This is a genomic window from Apibacter sp. ESL0432 (genome assembly GCF_019469225.1).
Classification (GTDB): Bacteria; Bacteroidota; Bacteroidia; order Flavobacteriales; family Weeksellaceae; genus Apibacter.
This window is the reverse complement of record NZ_CP048266.1, coordinates 1,789,860-1,808,435: the sequence shown is the minus strand read 5'-3', so window position 1 is coordinate 1,808,435 and position 18,576 is coordinate 1,789,860. Positions and strand designations below refer to the sequence as shown.

Annotated in this window: 13 protein-coding genes and 1 tRNA gene; 5 read left to right on the top strand and 9 right to left on the bottom strand. The window is 29.0% G+C overall.

Going from position 1 to position 18,576, the window contains the following annotated elements:
• Nucleotides 1–640 precede the first annotated feature (640 nt).
• The gene (locus tag GYM73_RS07710; protein WP_220233480.1) at nt 641–2,161 is read right to left on the bottom strand and encodes a lipopolysaccharide biosynthesis protein; all 1,521 of its coding nucleotides are present in this window, start codon (nt 2,159–2,161) and stop codon (nt 641–643) included.
• Nucleotides 2,162–2,414: 253 nt separating this feature from the next.
• On the opposite strand from GYM73_RS07710, the gene GYM73_RS07705 reads away from it, so the two are divergent.
• Entirely contained in the window at nt 2,415–2,963 is a 549-nt protein-coding gene (locus GYM73_RS07705; protein ID WP_220233479.1) for a hypothetical protein, read from the top strand.
• Nucleotides 2,964–3,518: 555 nt separating this feature from the next.
• Here GYM73_RS07705 and GYM73_RS07700 read toward each other — a convergent pair.
• Nucleotides 3,519–4,463: a 3-oxoacyl-ACP synthase III family protein gene (locus GYM73_RS07700; protein ID WP_160569102.1), complete on the bottom strand. Its 945-nt coding sequence runs from the start codon at nt 4,461–4,463 to the stop codon at nt 3,519–3,521.
• Between the two features lie 418 nt (nt 4,464–4,881).
• On the opposite strand from GYM73_RS07700, the gene GYM73_RS07695 reads away from it, so the two are divergent.
• The 3 genes from GYM73_RS07695 (at nt 4,882) to GYM73_RS07685 (ending at nt 10,067) form a co-directional block, all read left to right on the top strand.
• Nucleotides 4,882–6,099 (top strand): DUF6051 family protein, encoded by a 1,218-nt coding sequence (locus tag GYM73_RS07695; RefSeq protein ID WP_220233478.1) that lies wholly within the window; start codon nt 4,882–4,884, stop codon nt 6,097–6,099.
• Nucleotides 6,100–6,662: 563 nt separating this feature from the next.
• Nucleotides 6,663–8,522, top strand: a complete 1,860-nt coding sequence (locus tag GYM73_RS07690; protein WP_220233477.1) for a hypothetical protein — start codon at nt 6,663–6,665, stop codon at nt 8,520–8,522.
• A 1,077-nt stretch (nt 8,523–9,599) separates the two neighbouring features.
• Nucleotides 9,600–10,067, top strand: a complete 468-nt coding sequence (locus GYM73_RS07685; RefSeq protein ID WP_220233476.1) for a hypothetical protein — start codon at nt 9,600–9,602, stop codon at nt 10,065–10,067.
• Nucleotides 10,068–10,522: 455 nt separating this feature from the next.
• Here GYM73_RS07685 and GYM73_RS07680 read toward each other — a convergent pair.
• From GYM73_RS07680 to GYM73_RS07650, 7 genes are all read right to left on the bottom strand, one after another.
• Nucleotides 10,523–10,607 (bottom strand) — tRNA-Ser (locus GYM73_RS07680).
• A gap of 69 nt (nt 10,608–10,676) precedes the next feature.
• Nucleotides 10,677–11,891 carry a diaminopimelate decarboxylase gene (gene lysA / locus GYM73_RS07675; RefSeq protein WP_160569110.1) on the bottom strand — a complete coding sequence of 405 codons (1,215 nt, stop codon included), beginning with the start codon at nt 11,889–11,891 and terminating at the stop codon, nt 10,677–10,679.
• Between the two features lie 67 nt (nt 11,892–11,958).
• Nucleotides 11,959–12,975 carry a glycosyltransferase family 2 protein gene (locus tag GYM73_RS07670; RefSeq protein WP_220233475.1) on the bottom strand — a complete coding sequence of 339 codons (1,017 nt, stop codon included), beginning with the start codon at nt 12,973–12,975 and terminating at the stop codon, nt 11,959–11,961.
• Entirely contained in the window at nt 12,939–13,814 is an 876-nt protein-coding gene (locus GYM73_RS07665) for a lysophospholipid acyltransferase family protein (protein ID WP_166004477.1), read from the bottom strand. Before GYM73_RS07665 ends, GYM73_RS07670 begins: the two co-directional genes overlap by 37 nt.
• Nucleotides 13,815–13,885: 71 nt before the next feature.
• Complete coding sequence (gene hemH, locus GYM73_RS07660) at nt 13,886–14,902, bottom strand: ferrochelatase (RefSeq protein WP_220233474.1); 1,017 nt, start codon at nt 14,900–14,902, stop codon at nt 13,886–13,888.
• Nucleotides 14,903–15,068: 166 nt separating this feature from the next.
• Nucleotides 15,069–16,334: an exonuclease domain-containing protein gene (locus tag GYM73_RS07655; protein ID WP_220233473.1), complete on the bottom strand. Its 1,266-nt coding sequence runs from the start codon at nt 16,332–16,334 to the stop codon at nt 15,069–15,071.
• Between the two features lie 26 nt (nt 16,335–16,360).
• Nucleotides 16,361–17,920: a helicase HerA-like domain-containing protein gene (locus tag GYM73_RS07650; protein ID WP_220233472.1), complete on the bottom strand. Its 1,560-nt coding sequence runs from the start codon at nt 17,918–17,920 to the stop codon at nt 16,361–16,363.
• A 218-nt stretch (nt 17,921–18,138) separates the two neighbouring features.
• Between GYM73_RS07650 and dut the strand changes: the two genes are divergently transcribed.
• Nucleotides 18,139–18,573 (top strand): dUTP diphosphatase, encoded by a 435-nt coding sequence (gene dut / locus GYM73_RS07645; protein WP_105296616.1) that lies wholly within the window; start codon nt 18,139–18,141, stop codon nt 18,571–18,573.
• Nucleotides 18,574–18,576 lie beyond the last annotated feature (3 nt).

Here is an 18,576-nt window from a genome sequence, read left to right as displayed (position 1 = left end):
TGAATTTCCAAATATTGATGATCAAGTAAGACTATTAGTACAAAGAAAAAATTTAACTGTTACCATTGATGACCTGGTAAGGAAATTTAATTTTGATTAGATCTTATTATAATACACATAATTTATTACAATTGAGTACAGCATTAAACTTTTTAAAAATTTAAAGCGGCCATACAATGACCGCTTTATTTGTTTTCACAGCATAAATAAGAATATCTATCTGTGAATGCTCAAAATTATAATTATAAGATAAAATAAATATTAATGCAAATATAGTAAATTTATTTTAATATGCTATTATAAATATTTATTTATATATTTAATTATTATAATTAATAGAATAAATAAATATATTTATTTAAATATTCTATGGTTAAAGTACGTTAAACAAGCGGTTAAACAATAAATGTAAATTATATATTTATTTTATAAAATTTTAATTATCAATCATAATGATATAAAATAATAAAATTGAATTTTTTAATTTAAAATTGTTTGTCTTTTAAAAAAGTATCATTAACAATCAAGGTTGTTCTTGGTTATATGTAAGAGATAGTAGGGCTATAGATTGATAAATGTTTAATAACGAAGATATCTATTATGATAGAAAAAAATTGAATGTAGTAAATACTACTGGAAATTAGTTCTTTTTGTGTTTTTTCAGTTGTACGAGTTTTTTTCTAAAAATTTGGACATCCTTATATTCAATTTTTAATGTCAGGTATAAGAAAATAAAAAATAAAATATTACCAACCCCAATTCTCACGGCTATTCGATTGCTGCAATAATAGGCAATAAAGCTTAACAAAGAACTTCCTCCTATATAAAAAATCAGTTTTCGGTAATTGTAGGGTATAGGATATTCTTTTTGTCCCCAAAAATAGGATATAAGCATCATGGTTAAATATGACACAAAAGTTGCAATCGCACACGCCCAATAGCCAAGGTCTGTATATTTCAATCCAATAAAATTTAAAACAACAGTTATGAATGCGCCAATTCCTGATATAATAGCACCATAATGAGTATTGTCAGATAATTTATACCAAATGGATAAATTGAGATATATTCCCAGAAACGTAGAGCCTATTAATAAAACAGGCACAACCTGGAAGCCGCTCCAGTAGTCGGTGTTTCTAATATAAAGACGACCGATCCAATCTAAGTTGGCTACTAAAAATAATAAAATGAAGGCACTAAATATAGCATAATACTTCATTAAAGTAGCATACGTTTTTCCTGAATTTTTGTCGTCAGCGTGAGAAAAAAAGAAAGGCTCAACACCCAACAGGTAAGCAGTCTTAAACAGCGTTATAAAAGTAGCAATTTTGTATACAGCGCTGTAAATACCCATTTGAACTTCGGCAATACCTTCCGGAAGGAGATATTTAATAAATTGTCGATCCATGGTTTCATTAACAATCCCGGCTAGACCGGCAATGGTAATTGGCCACGCATATTTTAACATCTTTTTCCATAAAGAAAATTCAAAAGCATATTTACCATCAAGCATGGTAGGAATTAAAGCAAGGAATGTAATAATACTTGCAAATAAGTTTGCAGCAAAAGCATAACCTATTCCATAATCAAAATTGTAAATCTTACTAAAAAAAACAGCGCCAATTCCACCATTTTCAATTTGTTTAGGAATCCAAAATATTAATATAATTGTGGAAAAGAACATGGTTACTGAATTCAGTATTTTTAAAGAAGCAAAATATAAAGATCTGTTTTGAATCCTGAGTTTTGCAAAAGGAACAGCTGAAATAGCATCAGCAGCAAGAATAAATAGAAACCATACTAAAAAAATTACCTCATCAGGGTGCTTAAATGCTGAGGCTAAGGGGTGTCTGGCAAGTATGCCAAACACTAAGAATAAGAGAGAAACAATGCAAACAGAGGTAAATGAAGTAAAATAAACTGCATTCTGTCTTTTTTCGTGGTCTTTAAATTTTTGAAAAAAACGAAAGAAAGTAGTTTCCATTCCATGGGTAAGTAAAACAGAAAGTATACCCGCGGCTGAATAAAAATCAGCATATATTGAATATTTAGACGGACCGAAAGCTCGCACTAACATTGGAGTAAGGATAAATGGAAATACTCGGACTAAAACATTGCTTAATCCATATATTAATGTCTGACTAAATAACTTCTTATACAATGAGTTCTTTTTAAATTATTTCTGTTTCAGTTACGATAAATGTAATAATATAATTTTTAATTTTATATTATTGACAAATTTAATAATTTTGATTAGGTTTACAGATGTCAATTTTAAAATAGGGTAAAAGCTTAATGAAATTTATAATGAACTAACAGAGAGGTTTATAAGATTATTAAGTTCGCAATTGATATTGCATAGGCCTATATAAATATAATTATCTAAATAGCTACTAGGCAAGCTAAAATTACAAATGAAAAAAATATATTTTCTTCACGGATATCAAACTTCAGGAAAAAAATTCAATTGCTTACAAAATTTTTATCGCAATAGTAAAGAATTTAGCCTTATATATTGGGAATGGGATGAATTTATGGACATTCCCAAATTTTTAGAAGAAAAAGCAAAAATTTTCGAGGAAGATAAAGGGGATAAAATTATTATGGCAGACAGTATGGGGGCAAATCTTGCTTGGAATTTGGTAAATTTCTTCAAAGATATTCATTATGTTATGACTAATCCTGTTTTCTCTTCGGAACAAATTAAAGATCAAAAACGAATTCCTCCCGAAATGAAAGAAAAAATATTTTCGGCTACTTCTGAAAATATTTTAAACAAAAATATACATCTTATTATCTCTAAAAATGATGAGGTTCTTTATCCGGAATATTATAAAAAAGTATTTGGTGAGTCATTAAAGGTGTTGGAGTTGGATGATTTACATGCCATTTCTCATATGGCTGAGTATATGCCTTTAATTCATCAAGTAATTTGTGAAGCATTTGAAAAATTCAAACAGTAAAAATTAATATTTATACTAGCTTCATAGAATTTTATTAAAAATAAATATTTGCATTATCGTCCAATAAAGATCTTGTTTAAAATTTATCAATATTAGTATGCTATTTAATTGAAAATACACATATAAATGTTAACTGTCTTTTATAAAAGTATACATATGATTAGTTAATCTTACTTATGAAGTAGTTAACAAAAGATAATTATTTAAAATCTATAAAATGATCTCTATAAGTTTTGTAAATCTTTTAGCATGATTACTAAAAGTTTCTAAAACGGATTTATAAACTACATTATGTTTAATATAGATATGTGTTTTAAAATTATTTCTTACTAGAATTCATAGAGCTATTTATTAATAAAGAACACCACTTTAAAATTATAAAAAACAATACCTGGCTATACAATAATTAACATTTTGTATAGTTAAAAATTAGCAAAATAAAATTTTAAGAATGTATTATAATACATTCTGAATAAACAAGATATTAAAATTTTATGATTCTTATAGCAATGAAATTTGAAATGGTAAGAACTTAAAATTAATATCAGTTAGTTTTTAATTAAATTTAATTAAGCATGTACCGCAAGAATAGCCGCCTCCAAAAACGGAAAGACATACAAGATCACCTTCTTTAAAAATATCATAATTCTGAGCAAAAACCAAAGGGGCACTTGCACACCCTGTATTGCCTAATTCTTCCACATTTGTAAGCGATTTATTTTCAGCTAACCCTAATTCATGACATACATTATTTAAAATTCTTTTATTTGCTTGATGACCGATAAAATAAGTTAGATCAGATATCGTATAACCATTTTTCTTGATTATAGCATCTGTTAGCTTTGTTAAATATATACACGCTTGAGTAAATACATCTTTACCATAAGGCATATGTAAACCATTTTTAGGCTCCATAGTAACCGCTTTAGGTCCATAGCCTATATTACCAAGACCAAGTGTATTAATATCTAAAACTTCAGCTTCATTTGGACGCATAGGTTCTGAGGAAAAAAATAGAGCAACGGCAGCATCCCCCCATAAATGTCCGGATTGAATGTCTTTGTCATCTGAATAGCTGGAGTTTCTATCAGCGCTTATTAATAATGCTTTTGAAGATATTTTGCTTTTAAAAAAAGAATTAATAATTTCCATACCATTGATGGCAGAAGAACAAGCAGAAGATATATAAAAAGCTTTGGCATTGTTGATGTTAAACTCTTTTTGAATAATATGAGCTGTAGTCCCCACCGTATCATTGGGTGTATAAGAAGCAAATACAATTAAATCTACTTCACTAATGTCGTAAGGTAAATTTTTAACAGCATCTTCAACGGCTTTAATGCTCATGTAGTCTATAGTTTCTTCTTCTGAAGCTCTGGCTCGGGTCAAAATCCCGGTCCTCTTAAAATACCAATCTTCTGATAAATCATTAAGTTTTGCAAAATAACTATTAGTAACTCTCTTAGTAGGTATATAACATCCTTTAGAATTTATAAACATTTTAAAATATTTAATTATTAAAATTTTTGCAAATATAGTCTTCTAATAAGTTATTTTTTAATTTATTTAGCTGAGTTTTATTAAAAGAACGCATATATTAACATATTATTAAGGGTAATTTAACATCAAATTTTATGCCATTGCAAATTATTTGTAAAAAAAATTCAAAAAAAATAATTATAATTTAACTAATTGGTTAAATTTATATTTATAATGTATTTTTTGTTTTTAAGAAAATATTGAATCATATGCGAATATTTTTTTTAATAATAAGATTAAATTATCTTTATTATTGCGAAAAAATATGGGTTTATATCCTATATATATTCGGAAAAATTATTATAATTGTAGCCTAAAATACCTAATAATAGTATAATTATTTGTGAGTCAATACCTAACTACAAATTTTAACATATAAATGAAATATTTAGACTTGTTTAATTATTTAAAGAAAATTGAAAATTATACAACGGATGAAATTGAAATAGACGAGAATTTGGTTATAAGAAATTTTTCATTTAAATCAAATTATCGATTTATACTTCCAGGTGGTTTAGGTAATAATGATGATTATGAGTTCTTAAGTAATCCAATTAACGATCTTGATCCGGATGTCATACAAAAGATGCTTAATAAAAAAGATGCAGATATATCCGAGAATATTGAGTTTCGTTATCATATAATAATGCCTAAAAAAGAAAAAAAGGCAAAAGAAATAATTATTCTATTTCATGGGTTTAATGAAAAGTATTGGAGTAAGTATTTACCCTGGGCAACCTATTTAGCAGAAAAAACCGGAAAAGCTATTGTTTTATTTCCAATGGCATTTCATATGAATAGGGCTCCCTTGTTGTGGAGTAATTCCAGAGAAATGTATCGGGTAAGTGAGGAACGAAAAAAAAGAATTCCCATACTTATATGTTCCAGCCTTTCAAATGTAGCAATAAGTACACGTATAAATAATAAACCTCAACGGTTTATTTGGTCGGGTTTACAATCCTATTACGATGTTATTGATTTTGTTGAAGATATTAAAGAAGATCTACATCCGGCAATTGATAAAGATGCTAAAATTGACTTTTTTGCCTATTCCATTGGTGCTTTTTTAGCTGAAGTTTTAAAAATGAGCAACAGAAATGGTTATTTTTCAGATACCAAATGTGCTATTTTTTGTGGAGGTGCCGTATTTAACCGATTAACACCCGTTTCTAAATTTATTTTGGATAGTGAAGCCGGAGTTGGGTTATATTCCTTTATTGTTGAACATATGGAAAGTCATATGAAAAGAGACGAGATTCTTCGACACTATATGTATACTGAACCGGAGGGGCCTAATTTCAGAAGTATGCTTTGTTATAAAAACCTAATTAAAGAAAGGGAAGAAACATTTAGAAAAATCAGCGATCAATTTTATGTAATCACTTTGGCTAAAGATGAAGTGATTCCTTCCTACGAAATTATGAATACATTGCAAGGAACGGCTAGAGATATTCCTGTAAAAATTGAATTAATGGATTATCCATACACATATATTCACGAAGACCCATTTCCTTGTGGAAAAGAAATCTCAGATGAAGTTGATGAATGTTTTACCTATACATTTGATAAAATTTGTAATTTCTTAATGGAAAAATAAATTATTGTTCTTCCATCTGTTTAAAAATATCCTTTTTACTTGGTATAAAAAATACAAACTATTTTAAATTTAGTAGCAGATTATCCGGGTTTAGCTTGATGTATACTAAATTAGAATTTTGAATTTTTTATATTAAATCATATAATGCTTAAAAAACATAATATATTCTGCAAATTGAAATCAATAGATGATAAGTTTTAAAAATTTTCTGACTAAATCTAATAGTTTATTATATATAGAGTAGATTTAAAAAAATTCATCAATTTTAAATAACCGATAAATAGTCTATTGATTATTAATTACACATTTTTGTTCTTTTTTGTTCTTTATAAATTTTAATTACATAAATTATTTTATGGTTCTTATTTAAATATTTAACGTTTTAGCTATCAAGAAGTAAAGGGTAAAAATTTTTACGAACCTAATTAATAATTTATAATTTTTATATAAGAATTTTAATAAATATTCAAAATTTTATGTATAAAAGGCTAATTAATTGTGAAAAATTTTATAATTTTAAAAAATACAATTAATAATAATACTATAACTACTAAAATTTGATTATGAGCAAGCCTAACTATTTGATTATTTTCTTATTATTTATTTACACACTTAATGCGCAAGTAGGAATTGGAAATGAATTTCCGGATCCACAAACGATGTTAGATATCTCTTCCCCTGAAAATAACAAGGGAATTTTAATACCAAGACTAAGTCAGAAACAAAGAGATTCTATTGAAACCACTGTTAGCAAAAATGGTTTGTTGATATTTAATACAACTGAAAACTGCTTTAATTACTGGAATAAGATCGAAGCGAGATGGATTAGTATTTGCGGTAATAAGTTAAGTGCTGATTTCAGCATAGATTGTTCCACTATTAAAGTATTAGGAAATTATGTTAACGATGAAGCTCTTACCGTGGAAAATAAAATCGCTGTAACGGTGCATGTTACTAAACCGGGGCCCTATACAATTAATGCTGTTTCTTCTCCGGATAACAGGTATTTTTTTTCTAAATCAGGAGAATTTCTTTCAACAGGGACTTACACAATTGAAATTCCGGGATATGGTACTCCTATAGATTTTACCCCTGAAAATAATTCAGGAGATGAATTTACTTTAACAACTCAGGAAATAAATGAAGTTAATTCATGTAAATTTAATGTCATTGTAAAACAGCGGGTAATGAAATCGGCATATAATTTAGATTGTTCTTCTATATCCGTTAAGGGATCTTATACAAGTGGATCTCAATTATCGCCAAATAATTATATTGAAGTAACCATAAGTTTTAATCCGATTAACATTGGAGCTCCATTATCTTTATATACAAATATTGTTGATGGTATTGGTTTTAAGACTGAAAATTTAACATTAGAAGGAGATCAGCAGAACAATAATAATATAATAACTCAAACGGTAAAGCTGCAAGGATATGGAATTCCGGAAGGTTATTCACCCAAAGAGTTAACTATATATTCTAACAGTGAATTATCAACCAGTTGTTCAGCATCGGTACCCATGACTTATTATTATGATTATGTGAAATTATATGCTACCGGTGCGGGAGTATATAATGCTTTGTCAACCGGTCCATATGGTGGTAATTTATCTTTAATGGTAAACAGTTCCGAAAATTTTGGTCCTTCACCAAACAGTATAGTTAAATTTAAAGGATGGATTGATAATAAAAATATATTAGATTCTCCCAAAGAAACAGAGTTAGAAAATTTGTTGCTGGGGGATAATCCACCGGATATACTTATTACCGGGCAAACATCTGAAATCACGCTTAAATCAGCTCCAATTTATGTAGAGTATCTTAAAAGAAAAGGGATTGTGCTTCTTTTTATAGAAGATCAAAATCGTGTAGAACGTTTTTTTAAAGCTTTATATCCTGATTTGCCGATCAAAGGCTCATTGTATACTGATCAAAAAGGAAATGGTATTGTATGGGATTTTACAGATGCGGATAGTTCTGTTTTAAATGGTCCTTTTGGAGACATACGAGGAAAAAAATGGGGAGATGATACTAGTCAAACAGCAGTTTTAGAATCATTGCCTATAGAAGATCTTGAAATATTTTCAGGAACTGAAGATGGAAGAATTTCTGCATTTAAACATAAAAAATATAATTTAATCTTTGTTGGAGATGGAGGATTTAATTCGTCACTTACTAATTATCCTAATAAAATGAATGGAAATGATGCAAGTTCTTATAAATATCCTATGTTAATAGATAAAGTTACAATTAACGATTATACATATCCTTATTATCCAATACCCAAGCCTAATTATGGAAATGTTAATATAGGAGGGCCTATTCATGCTATATATAATTCAATTTTTACCGCAAATGCAATTGCTTGGGCTATTGAAACAGCTCAAACCAACGGAATTAATTCTCAGTCGAGAAAATAAATTGTTTGAAACCATGTAAAACATTATAGTTTTTTAAGTTTCCGTTTGATTAACTAAAATAATATTTTTAGTAAAAGGTTACTGAATTATTGTAATAGCTTTATGTATTCAAACTTAATAAAAAATTAAAATTTAGAAAGAAATTCTGATTTAAAAGAAAATTAATATAATTCTTAAATTAGATAATTACTCTTTAGGGTACTTTTACTTTTGATTCTAAGTTTGCAATTTCAACAATTTTAAGAGTAGTTTTTAATCACATCTGATGTTTCCATAGATGTTCACTAGGAATCGTGCGATAATGTGTGATATTAATAATATTAACATATATTAGATCAATATTTATATTTATTATTTAATAAATTTCACTTGATGATAATAATTAATTATATATTCAGTTAATTAAAAGTAATTATAATTACACATTTTATTTTATTTGTAATTTTGAGTAAGTTTATAGGTTAAGATTAAGCTGTTAGCTTTTTATTTTGTTATCTGAATTCTACCAAATTTAAATATATATGATAATAAGTAGAAACGATGGCAAATATCCAATGGAGGAAAAATACTTGTTCATTTATTTTAGGTTCTTTCAGATTGCAATTAAGAGACTACAAACTCACAGCTTATTTTTATTAAAAAAATTGACTTTTGAGTTTGAAGTCCTTAAATAATTATAATCATGAAAAAATTATTAATTATTACATCTTTTACTTTAACAGCTGTGAGCTTTCTAACTTCATTTACAAATTCAGAAAAGGTATCACAAGAAAGAAATTGCCAGTACGGTCAATGTATTAAAATAAAAAAAAGACGGGTACCAATGCCGAAATTGTGCACAACAAGGAAGCTATTATTGTTGGTCACACCGTTAAGATATTTACATTGGAAAAATAAGAAATCAATAGATTAATAAGAAAATTTTTATTGTGATATTTCCAAATCTAAAATTATAAAAAAGGTACTTGATTTTTAAATCTCAATATTTTTATATTTTAAAATTTGAATTAAATAAGTTTAGATATAAATGTATTGAGATTTTTTTAATTAAATAATTATCAATTCAAAGAAAATAAAATGAATGATAAATATATATTCGATTTATACATTTATTTAAATGGTCCCCAAAAAGGTTATGATTTAAAAAGATTTAGGAAACAAATCTCAACTGATCCGGAGTATAATAAACGTGTTTATAAATATATTGGAGGTAAAAAAGCAGGAATTGATTACGATGCCTTTGCTGCTGCTACCGGGCTAACCGATTATTTGAAAAGAAAAAAAAATAAATTCAAAGAAAGTTATCAACCCGATGATCCTAATGACTCCGCTGATCAAATTTATGAGGCAGATTATGCATATGTCGAAAAAAGTAAACCAATAAAAGAAACTAAAGTTAAACAGGTTAATTCACAACGAGGGGAACATATACAATATGTATTCTCAAATTATGGAATAATTATATCTATATTAGTTATTGTAATAGGTTTTACATGTAAAAGACTACTGTTGAATAAGAAAATAAATAAGAAAAATCAAGAATAAACATATCAATAGTATATATTTTTAATTTCATTTAAAATTAATATAACGATTGTTTTATGATGGAATAATCTTATGCATTAAAATAATTTATTTAAAAATATATTTTATTGTAAAATAAACCCGTAAAATTTAGATAATAATATACTTTTGGTTGAAAATCTTACTAGTATAAAGCTAATATATTTAAGGATTTATGACTGACTTTAATAGTGTTAATAAATGTATAGATATAGTTTTTAGCGCTTTAAAAGGAAAATATAACTCTGTAAATGACATTTTTTTGTAACTAATATGAGTTAAATCTATTTTATATTCAAAAAGTATCAAAAGATTTGATACTTTCTTTAAAAAAGGTATCAAAAAATTGGCAGAATATGGCACAGGTAAAAAAACGTAAAAAAGGGCTATAAACCGCGTAAAAACAAGAAAACCCGCTATTTAAGCGGGTTTATTAGCGGAGAGAGAGGGATTCGAACCCCCGGACCTGTTACAGTCAACGGTTTTCAAGACCGCCGCAATCGACCACTCTGCCATCTCTCCGGCTACCTTATAGGTAGGTTATTTTTAACGGTTGCAAATATACAAACCTTTTTTCTTTTTCCAAATTTTTTAAATAGAAATTTCCTCCGTAGTAGTTAATAAATCGTCTAAATTTTCTCTTCGTCTGATTAAGTGAGGTTTACCGTTTATTAATAAAACCTCAGCAGGTTTCAATCTTGAGTTATAATTGGAGGACATGGAGAAACAATAAGCCCCTGCATTTTGAAAACAAAGCAAATCACCTTCGTGTATTTCGCTTATCTTTCGATTCGTTCCAAAAGTATCGGTTTCACAAATATAGCCTACCACAGTATAAAATCGGTGTCTTCCTTCAGGATTGGAAAGATTAGTTATGGTATGGTGAGCATTATAAAACATAGGGCGTATCAAATGATTAAACCCGCTGTCAACTTCAGCAAAAACAGTTGAAGTAGTTTGCTTGATTACATTTACTGAAACAATAAAAAATCCGGATTGACTAACTAAAAATTTACCCGGCTCAAACATAAGGGTCAATTCATGCGGATATGTTTTTTGAAACTCATTAAAACGCTCTCCCAATTTTTTACCCAAATAATTAATATCGGTTTCATGATCTCCTTCCTTATAAGCAACTTTAAATCCGCTTCCGAAATCAATATAATCTAGATCATGAAATTCCTTAGCAACATTAAAAAGTATTTCAGCTCCTTTAAGAAAAACTTCCACATCAAGTATATCGGAACCTGTGTGCATGTGTACTCCTTCCACTTTGATTCCCGTATTATTTACGATTCGCAAAACATGAGGAAGCTGATGAATAGAAATTCCAAATTTCGAATCAATATGGCCGGTTGAAATTTTAGTGTTGCCACCTGCCATAATGTGAGGATTAATTCGAATGCAAACAGGATAATTTTTTATTTCATGACCAAAAGTTTCTAAAATCGAAAGATTATCAATATTGATACGAACGCCTAACTGAACGGCTTGTTTAATCTCTTGAAAAGAAACCCCGTTGGGAGTGTAAATAATTTCTTTTGGTTCGAATCCGGCTCTTAAACCCAACTGAACTTCTTGTATGGATACAGTGTCCAATCCGGAACCAATACTTTTAATGAATTTTAAAATATTAAGATTGGTATTAGCTTTACACGCATAATTTAACTTGACTTTTTTAACGCTTTTAAATGCTTTAACTAGCCTGTTATATTGATTTTTAATTATATCGGCATCATAAACATAAAGAGGAGTGCCAAATTCTTTGGCTAAATTTTCAAGTTGTTGTATTCTTGCTAATTCCATAGTTTTATAAATATAAACAGTTTGTAAAGTTATAAAAAAGTAGATAGCTAAATAAATTAATAAGAATTTATTTTAAGCGCGTGTATGTATTCCTTTTTTCAACAAAGTATTGAAATATAATGTATTTTTTGTTATAATATTTTTTAATTCCGGCTTTACGTTTTTTTAAAAATTTAGGCAACATTCGATAAACAGCAAAATGAGCCCGAACGATGGCCCAACAATGTTTCCAACCATTTGAAAAAAGAAATCTAATTCCTGCCAATCCATCTAATAACAACCGGAATAAAATAATCCATACTACTTGATCGGACGGTAAATTCTTAATAAGCATCAAAAGATTATTCCTGAAATTAAGATAAGTCTTTTCAGGATTGTAAACATCCAAAGTGCCACCTCCCACATGATATACCGTAGACTCTGAACAATAATAAATAATTTTACCTTTATTTTTTAATCTCCAGCAAAGATCAATCTCTTCCATATGAGCAAAAAAATCGGAATCGAATCCTTCATTTTCCCAAAAATCCACCTTTCTTATAAATAAACAAGCTCCGGTTGCCCAAAATATTTCGCAGTTGTCATTATATTGTCCCGTATCTTTTTCGAGACTGAAAAAAACTCTACCGCGACAAAACAGATAACCTAAATTATCTATAAAACCACCTGCAGCTCCTGCAAATTCAAAATAATCTTTTTCCTTATAACTTCTAATTTTAGGCTGAATAGCTGAAATATTCGAATTGTCTTGAAATAATTTTAAAATGGGTACTGTCCAGTTTTCAGTAACTTGCACATCAGAATTTAATAAACAATAAATATCTTCCGAAATAAATTTTAAACCTTCATTATATCCACCCGCATAACCATAATTTTTATTGTTTTGTATGATTTTTACCGAAGGAAAATTTTTTTGCAAGTAATATATAGAATCATCCGTTGAGGCATTATCAATTACATATATAGATGAGCCCGGACTGTAATCGATTACCTTTTGTAAAAATTTCTCAAACCAGCCAATTCCGTTATAGTTAAGTATAGCAATTGCTAAAGTTGATAATCTATTCCGCTTGTGTATTTCCATCTTTTATGAGACCAAAGCCAAAGACTTGGATTGGATTTTATATTTTGTTCTAATTCAGAGTAAAATTTTTCGACAATTTCGTTTTCCCTGAATTGGTCGCCATCAGGAAGAATACGTTTCAAATGAGCTTCATATTTTCCTCTTTTCACCTTAACCATATCAACATACACAATCGCATAATCTTTTTTTCGAGCAATTTTATCATATCCATTAAAAGCGGGAGTTATTCGATTAAAAAAATTTAATTCATAATGAATTCTACTTTTAAATGGGCTTTGATCCGCAACAAACAAAAATACATGAGAACCGTCATTAGGCAATTTAATCATGGATCTTACCACCTCTTTAACCGAAAGAGGAACAGTTCCAAACCTGGCGCGAGATTCATGTACTTCCTGATCAAAAAAATTATTTGCCACTTTTTTATATACAGCATATGAATGCTTCTGACTTAAATCCATGGAAATTCCTGTTAACCATTCCCAATTGAACATATGTCCGATAAGCATAATGATATCTTTTTTTTCTTTATGGCATTGTTGCGAAACTTCCAAATTTACAAATTTGATTCTCTCATCATAATCTTCTTCCTTCATCGAAAATGTTTTAATCAGTTCAACCATAAAATCCATAAAATTTCTGTAAAACTGTTTTTGAATTTTCAATCTTTCCTCCTTGGTTTTATCAGGAAAAGCAATTAAGAGATTATTTCTGACAATTTTTTTTCTATAACCAATGATATAATATATAATAAAATACAAAAAAGTTGAGATACCATATAGAACGGGAAAAGATACTTTGGATATCTGAAGTAATATATTCTTTATTAACCTTTTCAAAACAATTGAATATTAAAACAAAAGTAATAAAGAATTTTATAATTTAAATTTTCTGTTGGATAAACCATTAACTAAGATTGATATAAATAAGTATTAATTTTTTCTTGTAACCAGTTTATCCAATTCTCATCTTCATTCAGGCATTTTATATAATGAAATTCTTTGCCTCCGCAATCCATAAATAATTTTTTGTCCGTTATCGCAAGTTCTTCCAAAGTTTCAAGACAATCGGATACAAAAGCAGGTGCCACAACCGCTATTTTAGATACCCCTTCAGAAGGAAGAGATTCCAAAGTTTTATCAGTATAAGGTTTTAACCAGGGATCTCTGCCTAATCTGGATTGAAAGGTTTGCCTGATTTTAGATGTATCTAAACCTAATTTTTGGCGAACTTTTTCGGTAACGTAATAGCATTGATGTCGGTAGCAGTAGGGATGAGATGCCAATCCTTTTTCAAAACAACAAGTATCGTCAATTCGACATTGCTTAGTCGGATCGGTTTTGTAAATATGACGTTCAGGTAGACCGTGATAACTGAATAAAATCAAATCGTAGGATTCGGGCAGCTGTTTTTTTATAGAATTGCTTAAAACCTCTAAATATTCTTCATCATTATAAAAAGGAGGTAGAAAGCTTATTGATATATCCGGGTAATACTTTTTTTGAATTTCTTTAGTCTTTTCTACTACAGTTTCAGTTGTGCTCATTGCATATTGAGGGTATAATGGAATAACCAAAACTTCTGAAACTCCTTGATTTTTTAATTCGAGCAGACCATTTTGAATGGAAGGTTCTTGATATCTCATCGCTAATGCAATGGGATATTTTAACTTTTTTTGCAATAGTTGAGTAATTCTTTTTGAAATTACAACTAAAGGAGAGCCTTCCTTCCACCAAATATTTTGATAGGCATGAGCAGATTCTTTAGGTCTTTTAGGTAAGATCATGCATTCCACAATGAATTTACGAATTAACCACGGCGCATCAATTACCCGTTTGTCCATTAGGAACTCACGCAAATAAACTCGAACATCTTGTTCTGATGGAGTTTTTGGTGATCCCAGATTGACCAAAAGTATCCCTTTCATCTTTTTTTAGTATATATAATTACAAAAATAAGAATCTATTGGTAAAAAATTTCTTTTTCTCATAATAAGAACTGATTATATTATAAAATAATTAATTAATTCATAATACACACCTTATAGAAAAATAGAATGATATACTTTTTTAAAAAAAATGTTTAAATTGAATTTAACTGAAGAGGTTGGGTTCTGAAATAATAATTTTTTGTAACTTATTTGAAATGAAAAATTTATTACGTATTTGAAGTAAAATTTCAGCATTTATGGTGGATTGAACCATTATTTTTTTTATCTGTTCTACATTTTTTATTTGTGTGTGCAGGGAATAAAAACCGTATCCTTTAAAATGACCGTTTTCAAAAAACAAAAAAGATTTTTCACCGAATGTTCTTCCCTTATCTGTTAATAAAATATATGGATCTGTTTGAAAATTTATTTCTGAAAGTATATTTACACCATTGTCTATTTTTTTTTGTAAAGAAAGTAATGCATCTTCAGCTTTATCTAAGGTTTCAAAAGCGAATAAAGCATATTTTTTATTTTTAGAATTGATAAAATCAATGCTTAAAGTGGGTGGCGTAAAGAAAATACCGAATATAGTAGTATAATTTTCTTTAGTAGGCTTATAAAGGGGGCGATTAATTTTAATTTCATTTAAAGCCTTTATGTTCGCAATAATTTCATTTCCGGTAAGCTCAAAACTGATTTCTTTGGTTTTAACTTGTAAAATTCTTGACCTTTTACTTTTTGAAGTTAAAATCTGTCTGGCTTTAGTAGAAATATCTAAACCTTTATCGATGTATATAATTTTGTCATTTTCATCATGAAAATAAAAAACTCCGGTTTCAAGGGGAAGCTTTTCTAAAAAAGAAAGTATTTTTTTATTTAAAGATTGGTAGTTGCTATGTTTTATGGATGATCCAATAATATTTTTATGTAAATCTTTAGCTAATAAAAGCTGAAACAATTTAACGGTAGCGCGAGCATCTCCATGAGCTCTATGTCTATCACTTACAGGAATTCCCAGCGAATCACAAAGTTTACCTAAAGAATAGGAGGTCATACCCGGAATTAGATTTCGGCTTAATGTGATAGTATCCAGGGTGGGTCGTTGATAATCATATCCTAAACGAGAGAATTCACTGCGTATTACACGATAATCGAAACTAATATTATGTCCAACAAGAATGGCATCATCCGTGATTTCAACAATTCGCTTTGCCAATTCATAAAATTTGGGTGAAGTTTTTACCATTTTTTGCGTAATGCCCGTGAGCTTTTGAACATAAAAATGTATATCCTTTTCAGGGTTGACTAAAGAGCTAAAAGAATCTGTAATTTTTTCTCCATCGAATCTATATATGGCGATTTCAATTAAACTTTCTTCATTAAATTTACCACCGCTGGTTTCCACATCTAAAATTGCATAGTCCATATAAAAATATCTATACTCGTCAAAAATTAATTTTTTCTTCTTGTATTTTTTTTAACCCCTAAAGCTCCGAAAAACATTTTTGACCCTTCTCGTACAAATGTTCTTCCAATATCTCTAACAAATGGTGAATTCATTATTTTTTCAAATAAAGAGGGTTCGGATTTTTGAGTAGTTGTGTTTCCTTTTTTGTTCGTTTGAGTTTCTGTAGTTGTAGAATTTTTATCATTAGAAACGGCATTCATTCTTTCACTAAGAATTTCATAAGCACTTTCTTTATTAATATCTTCCGCATATTTTTTAACCAAGTCAGAATTATTTACAATCTCATCAATTTCATCGGAAGTAAGTACATCCATACGAGAACTTGGTGAGATCATGAATGTATCTGCCAAAGGAGTAGGGATTCCTTTTTCATCTAATGAAGTTACAAATGCTTCTCCTATACCTAATTGTTGTATCAGATCATTAGCCTTATAATATGTAGAAGTCGGATAATTTTCAACCGCTTTGTTTATCTCTTTTTTGTCCTTTGCGGTAAAGCCTCGCAATGCATGTTGTATCTTTAATCCTAACTGACTTAAAACACCTTCGGGAACATCTCCCGGAACCTGGGTGCAGAAATATAATCCAATACCTTTGGAACGTATAAGCTTAACCATAGTTTCAATCTGATTAAGTAAAGCTTTAGAAGCCTCATTAAATATAAGATGGGCCTCGTCTATAAAAATGGCAAGTTTGGGTTTATCAAGATCACCTACCTCAGGAAAGGTCTGATATATTTCAGACAATAAGCTCAACATAAAAGTTGAAAAAAATTGGGGTTGATTTTGAATATCTGTTAAACGAATAATACTCACAACTCCCAACCCGTTTCTAACTTCCAATAAATCGTCTGTATTAAAGCTGGGTTCTCCAAAAAAACGACCGGCGCCTTGTTGTTCCAAAGAAACAATCTTTCTTAAAATTGAACCTAAAGAGCTGGGAGCAATTGAACCGTAGTTTTGAGCCAATTCCGATTTGCCTTGATCATTGTCGGTTACAAATTGTAAAACATTTCGTAAATCGTCAAGATCAAGTAAGGGAAGTTTCTTATCATCACAATATTTAAAAAGTATTGACATGATACTGGTTTGAACATCATTAAGTTCAAGGATTTTACTTAATAATATAGGTCCAAATTCAGTAATCGTAGCTCTGAGTCTGACTCCCTTTTCTTGTGAAATAGTTAATAATTCCACCGGGAATCCTTGTGTATGGTAAGATAAATCTAATTTTTTATAACGTTCCAGTATTTTGGGGTTATTAGGATCACCGGCTTTTGCAATTCCACTTAAATCACCTTTGATATCCATTAATAAGGTTGGAACACCTTTAAGGGAAAGTTGCTCGGCCAATACCTGAAGAGTTTTGGTTTTTCCGGTACCCGTAGCACCCGCAATTAAACCGTGTCTGTTTATCATTTTTAAAGGAACCGATATTTCAACTTCCGGTACTATTTGGCCATCTAACATAGCTTTTCCAAGCATTATTTTTTCTCCCTTATAGTTATAACGAGAAGTAAGGTCTTTAATAAACATTTCTTTCATTATAAGAAAATTATAATTATTATAAAGTTGTAAAGTTAGTATTTTTAAATAGTATGTAAGAGGATATCTTCGCTAAATGTATATTATTATATTACATTTTTATATGTAAATTTAAAATGGCTATCCTTTAAATAAGTAATTAGATAATTTAAGTTATTTTTTGTAATTTGTGAATTTTATTATTATTTTGTAAAGTAATAAAAATAGGGATAATTATAATGAAAATTAAAGTTATAAATAAATCAAAGCATGAGCTTCCCGAATACAAAACGGCCTTTTCCGCAGGAATGGATCTAAGAGCAAACTTGGAAGCTTCTGTATTATTAAAGCCTTTGGAAAGAAAAATAATACCTACAGGACTATATATTGAAATACCTCCCGGATATGAAGGGCAAATCCGTCCAAGAAGTGGATTAGCCATTAAACACGGAATAGGTTGTCCTAATTCTCCGGGAACTATAGATGCTGATTATAGAGGTGAATTAGGGGTAATTTTAGTAAATCTTTCTAAAGAAGATTTTACTATAAATGATGGAGAGAGGATAGCGCAATTAGTGATAGCAAAACATGAAACAATAGTTTGGGAAGAAGTGGAAGAATTGAGTGAAACGGTGAGAGGTACAGGGGGATATGGAAGTTCAGGTATCAAATAAAAT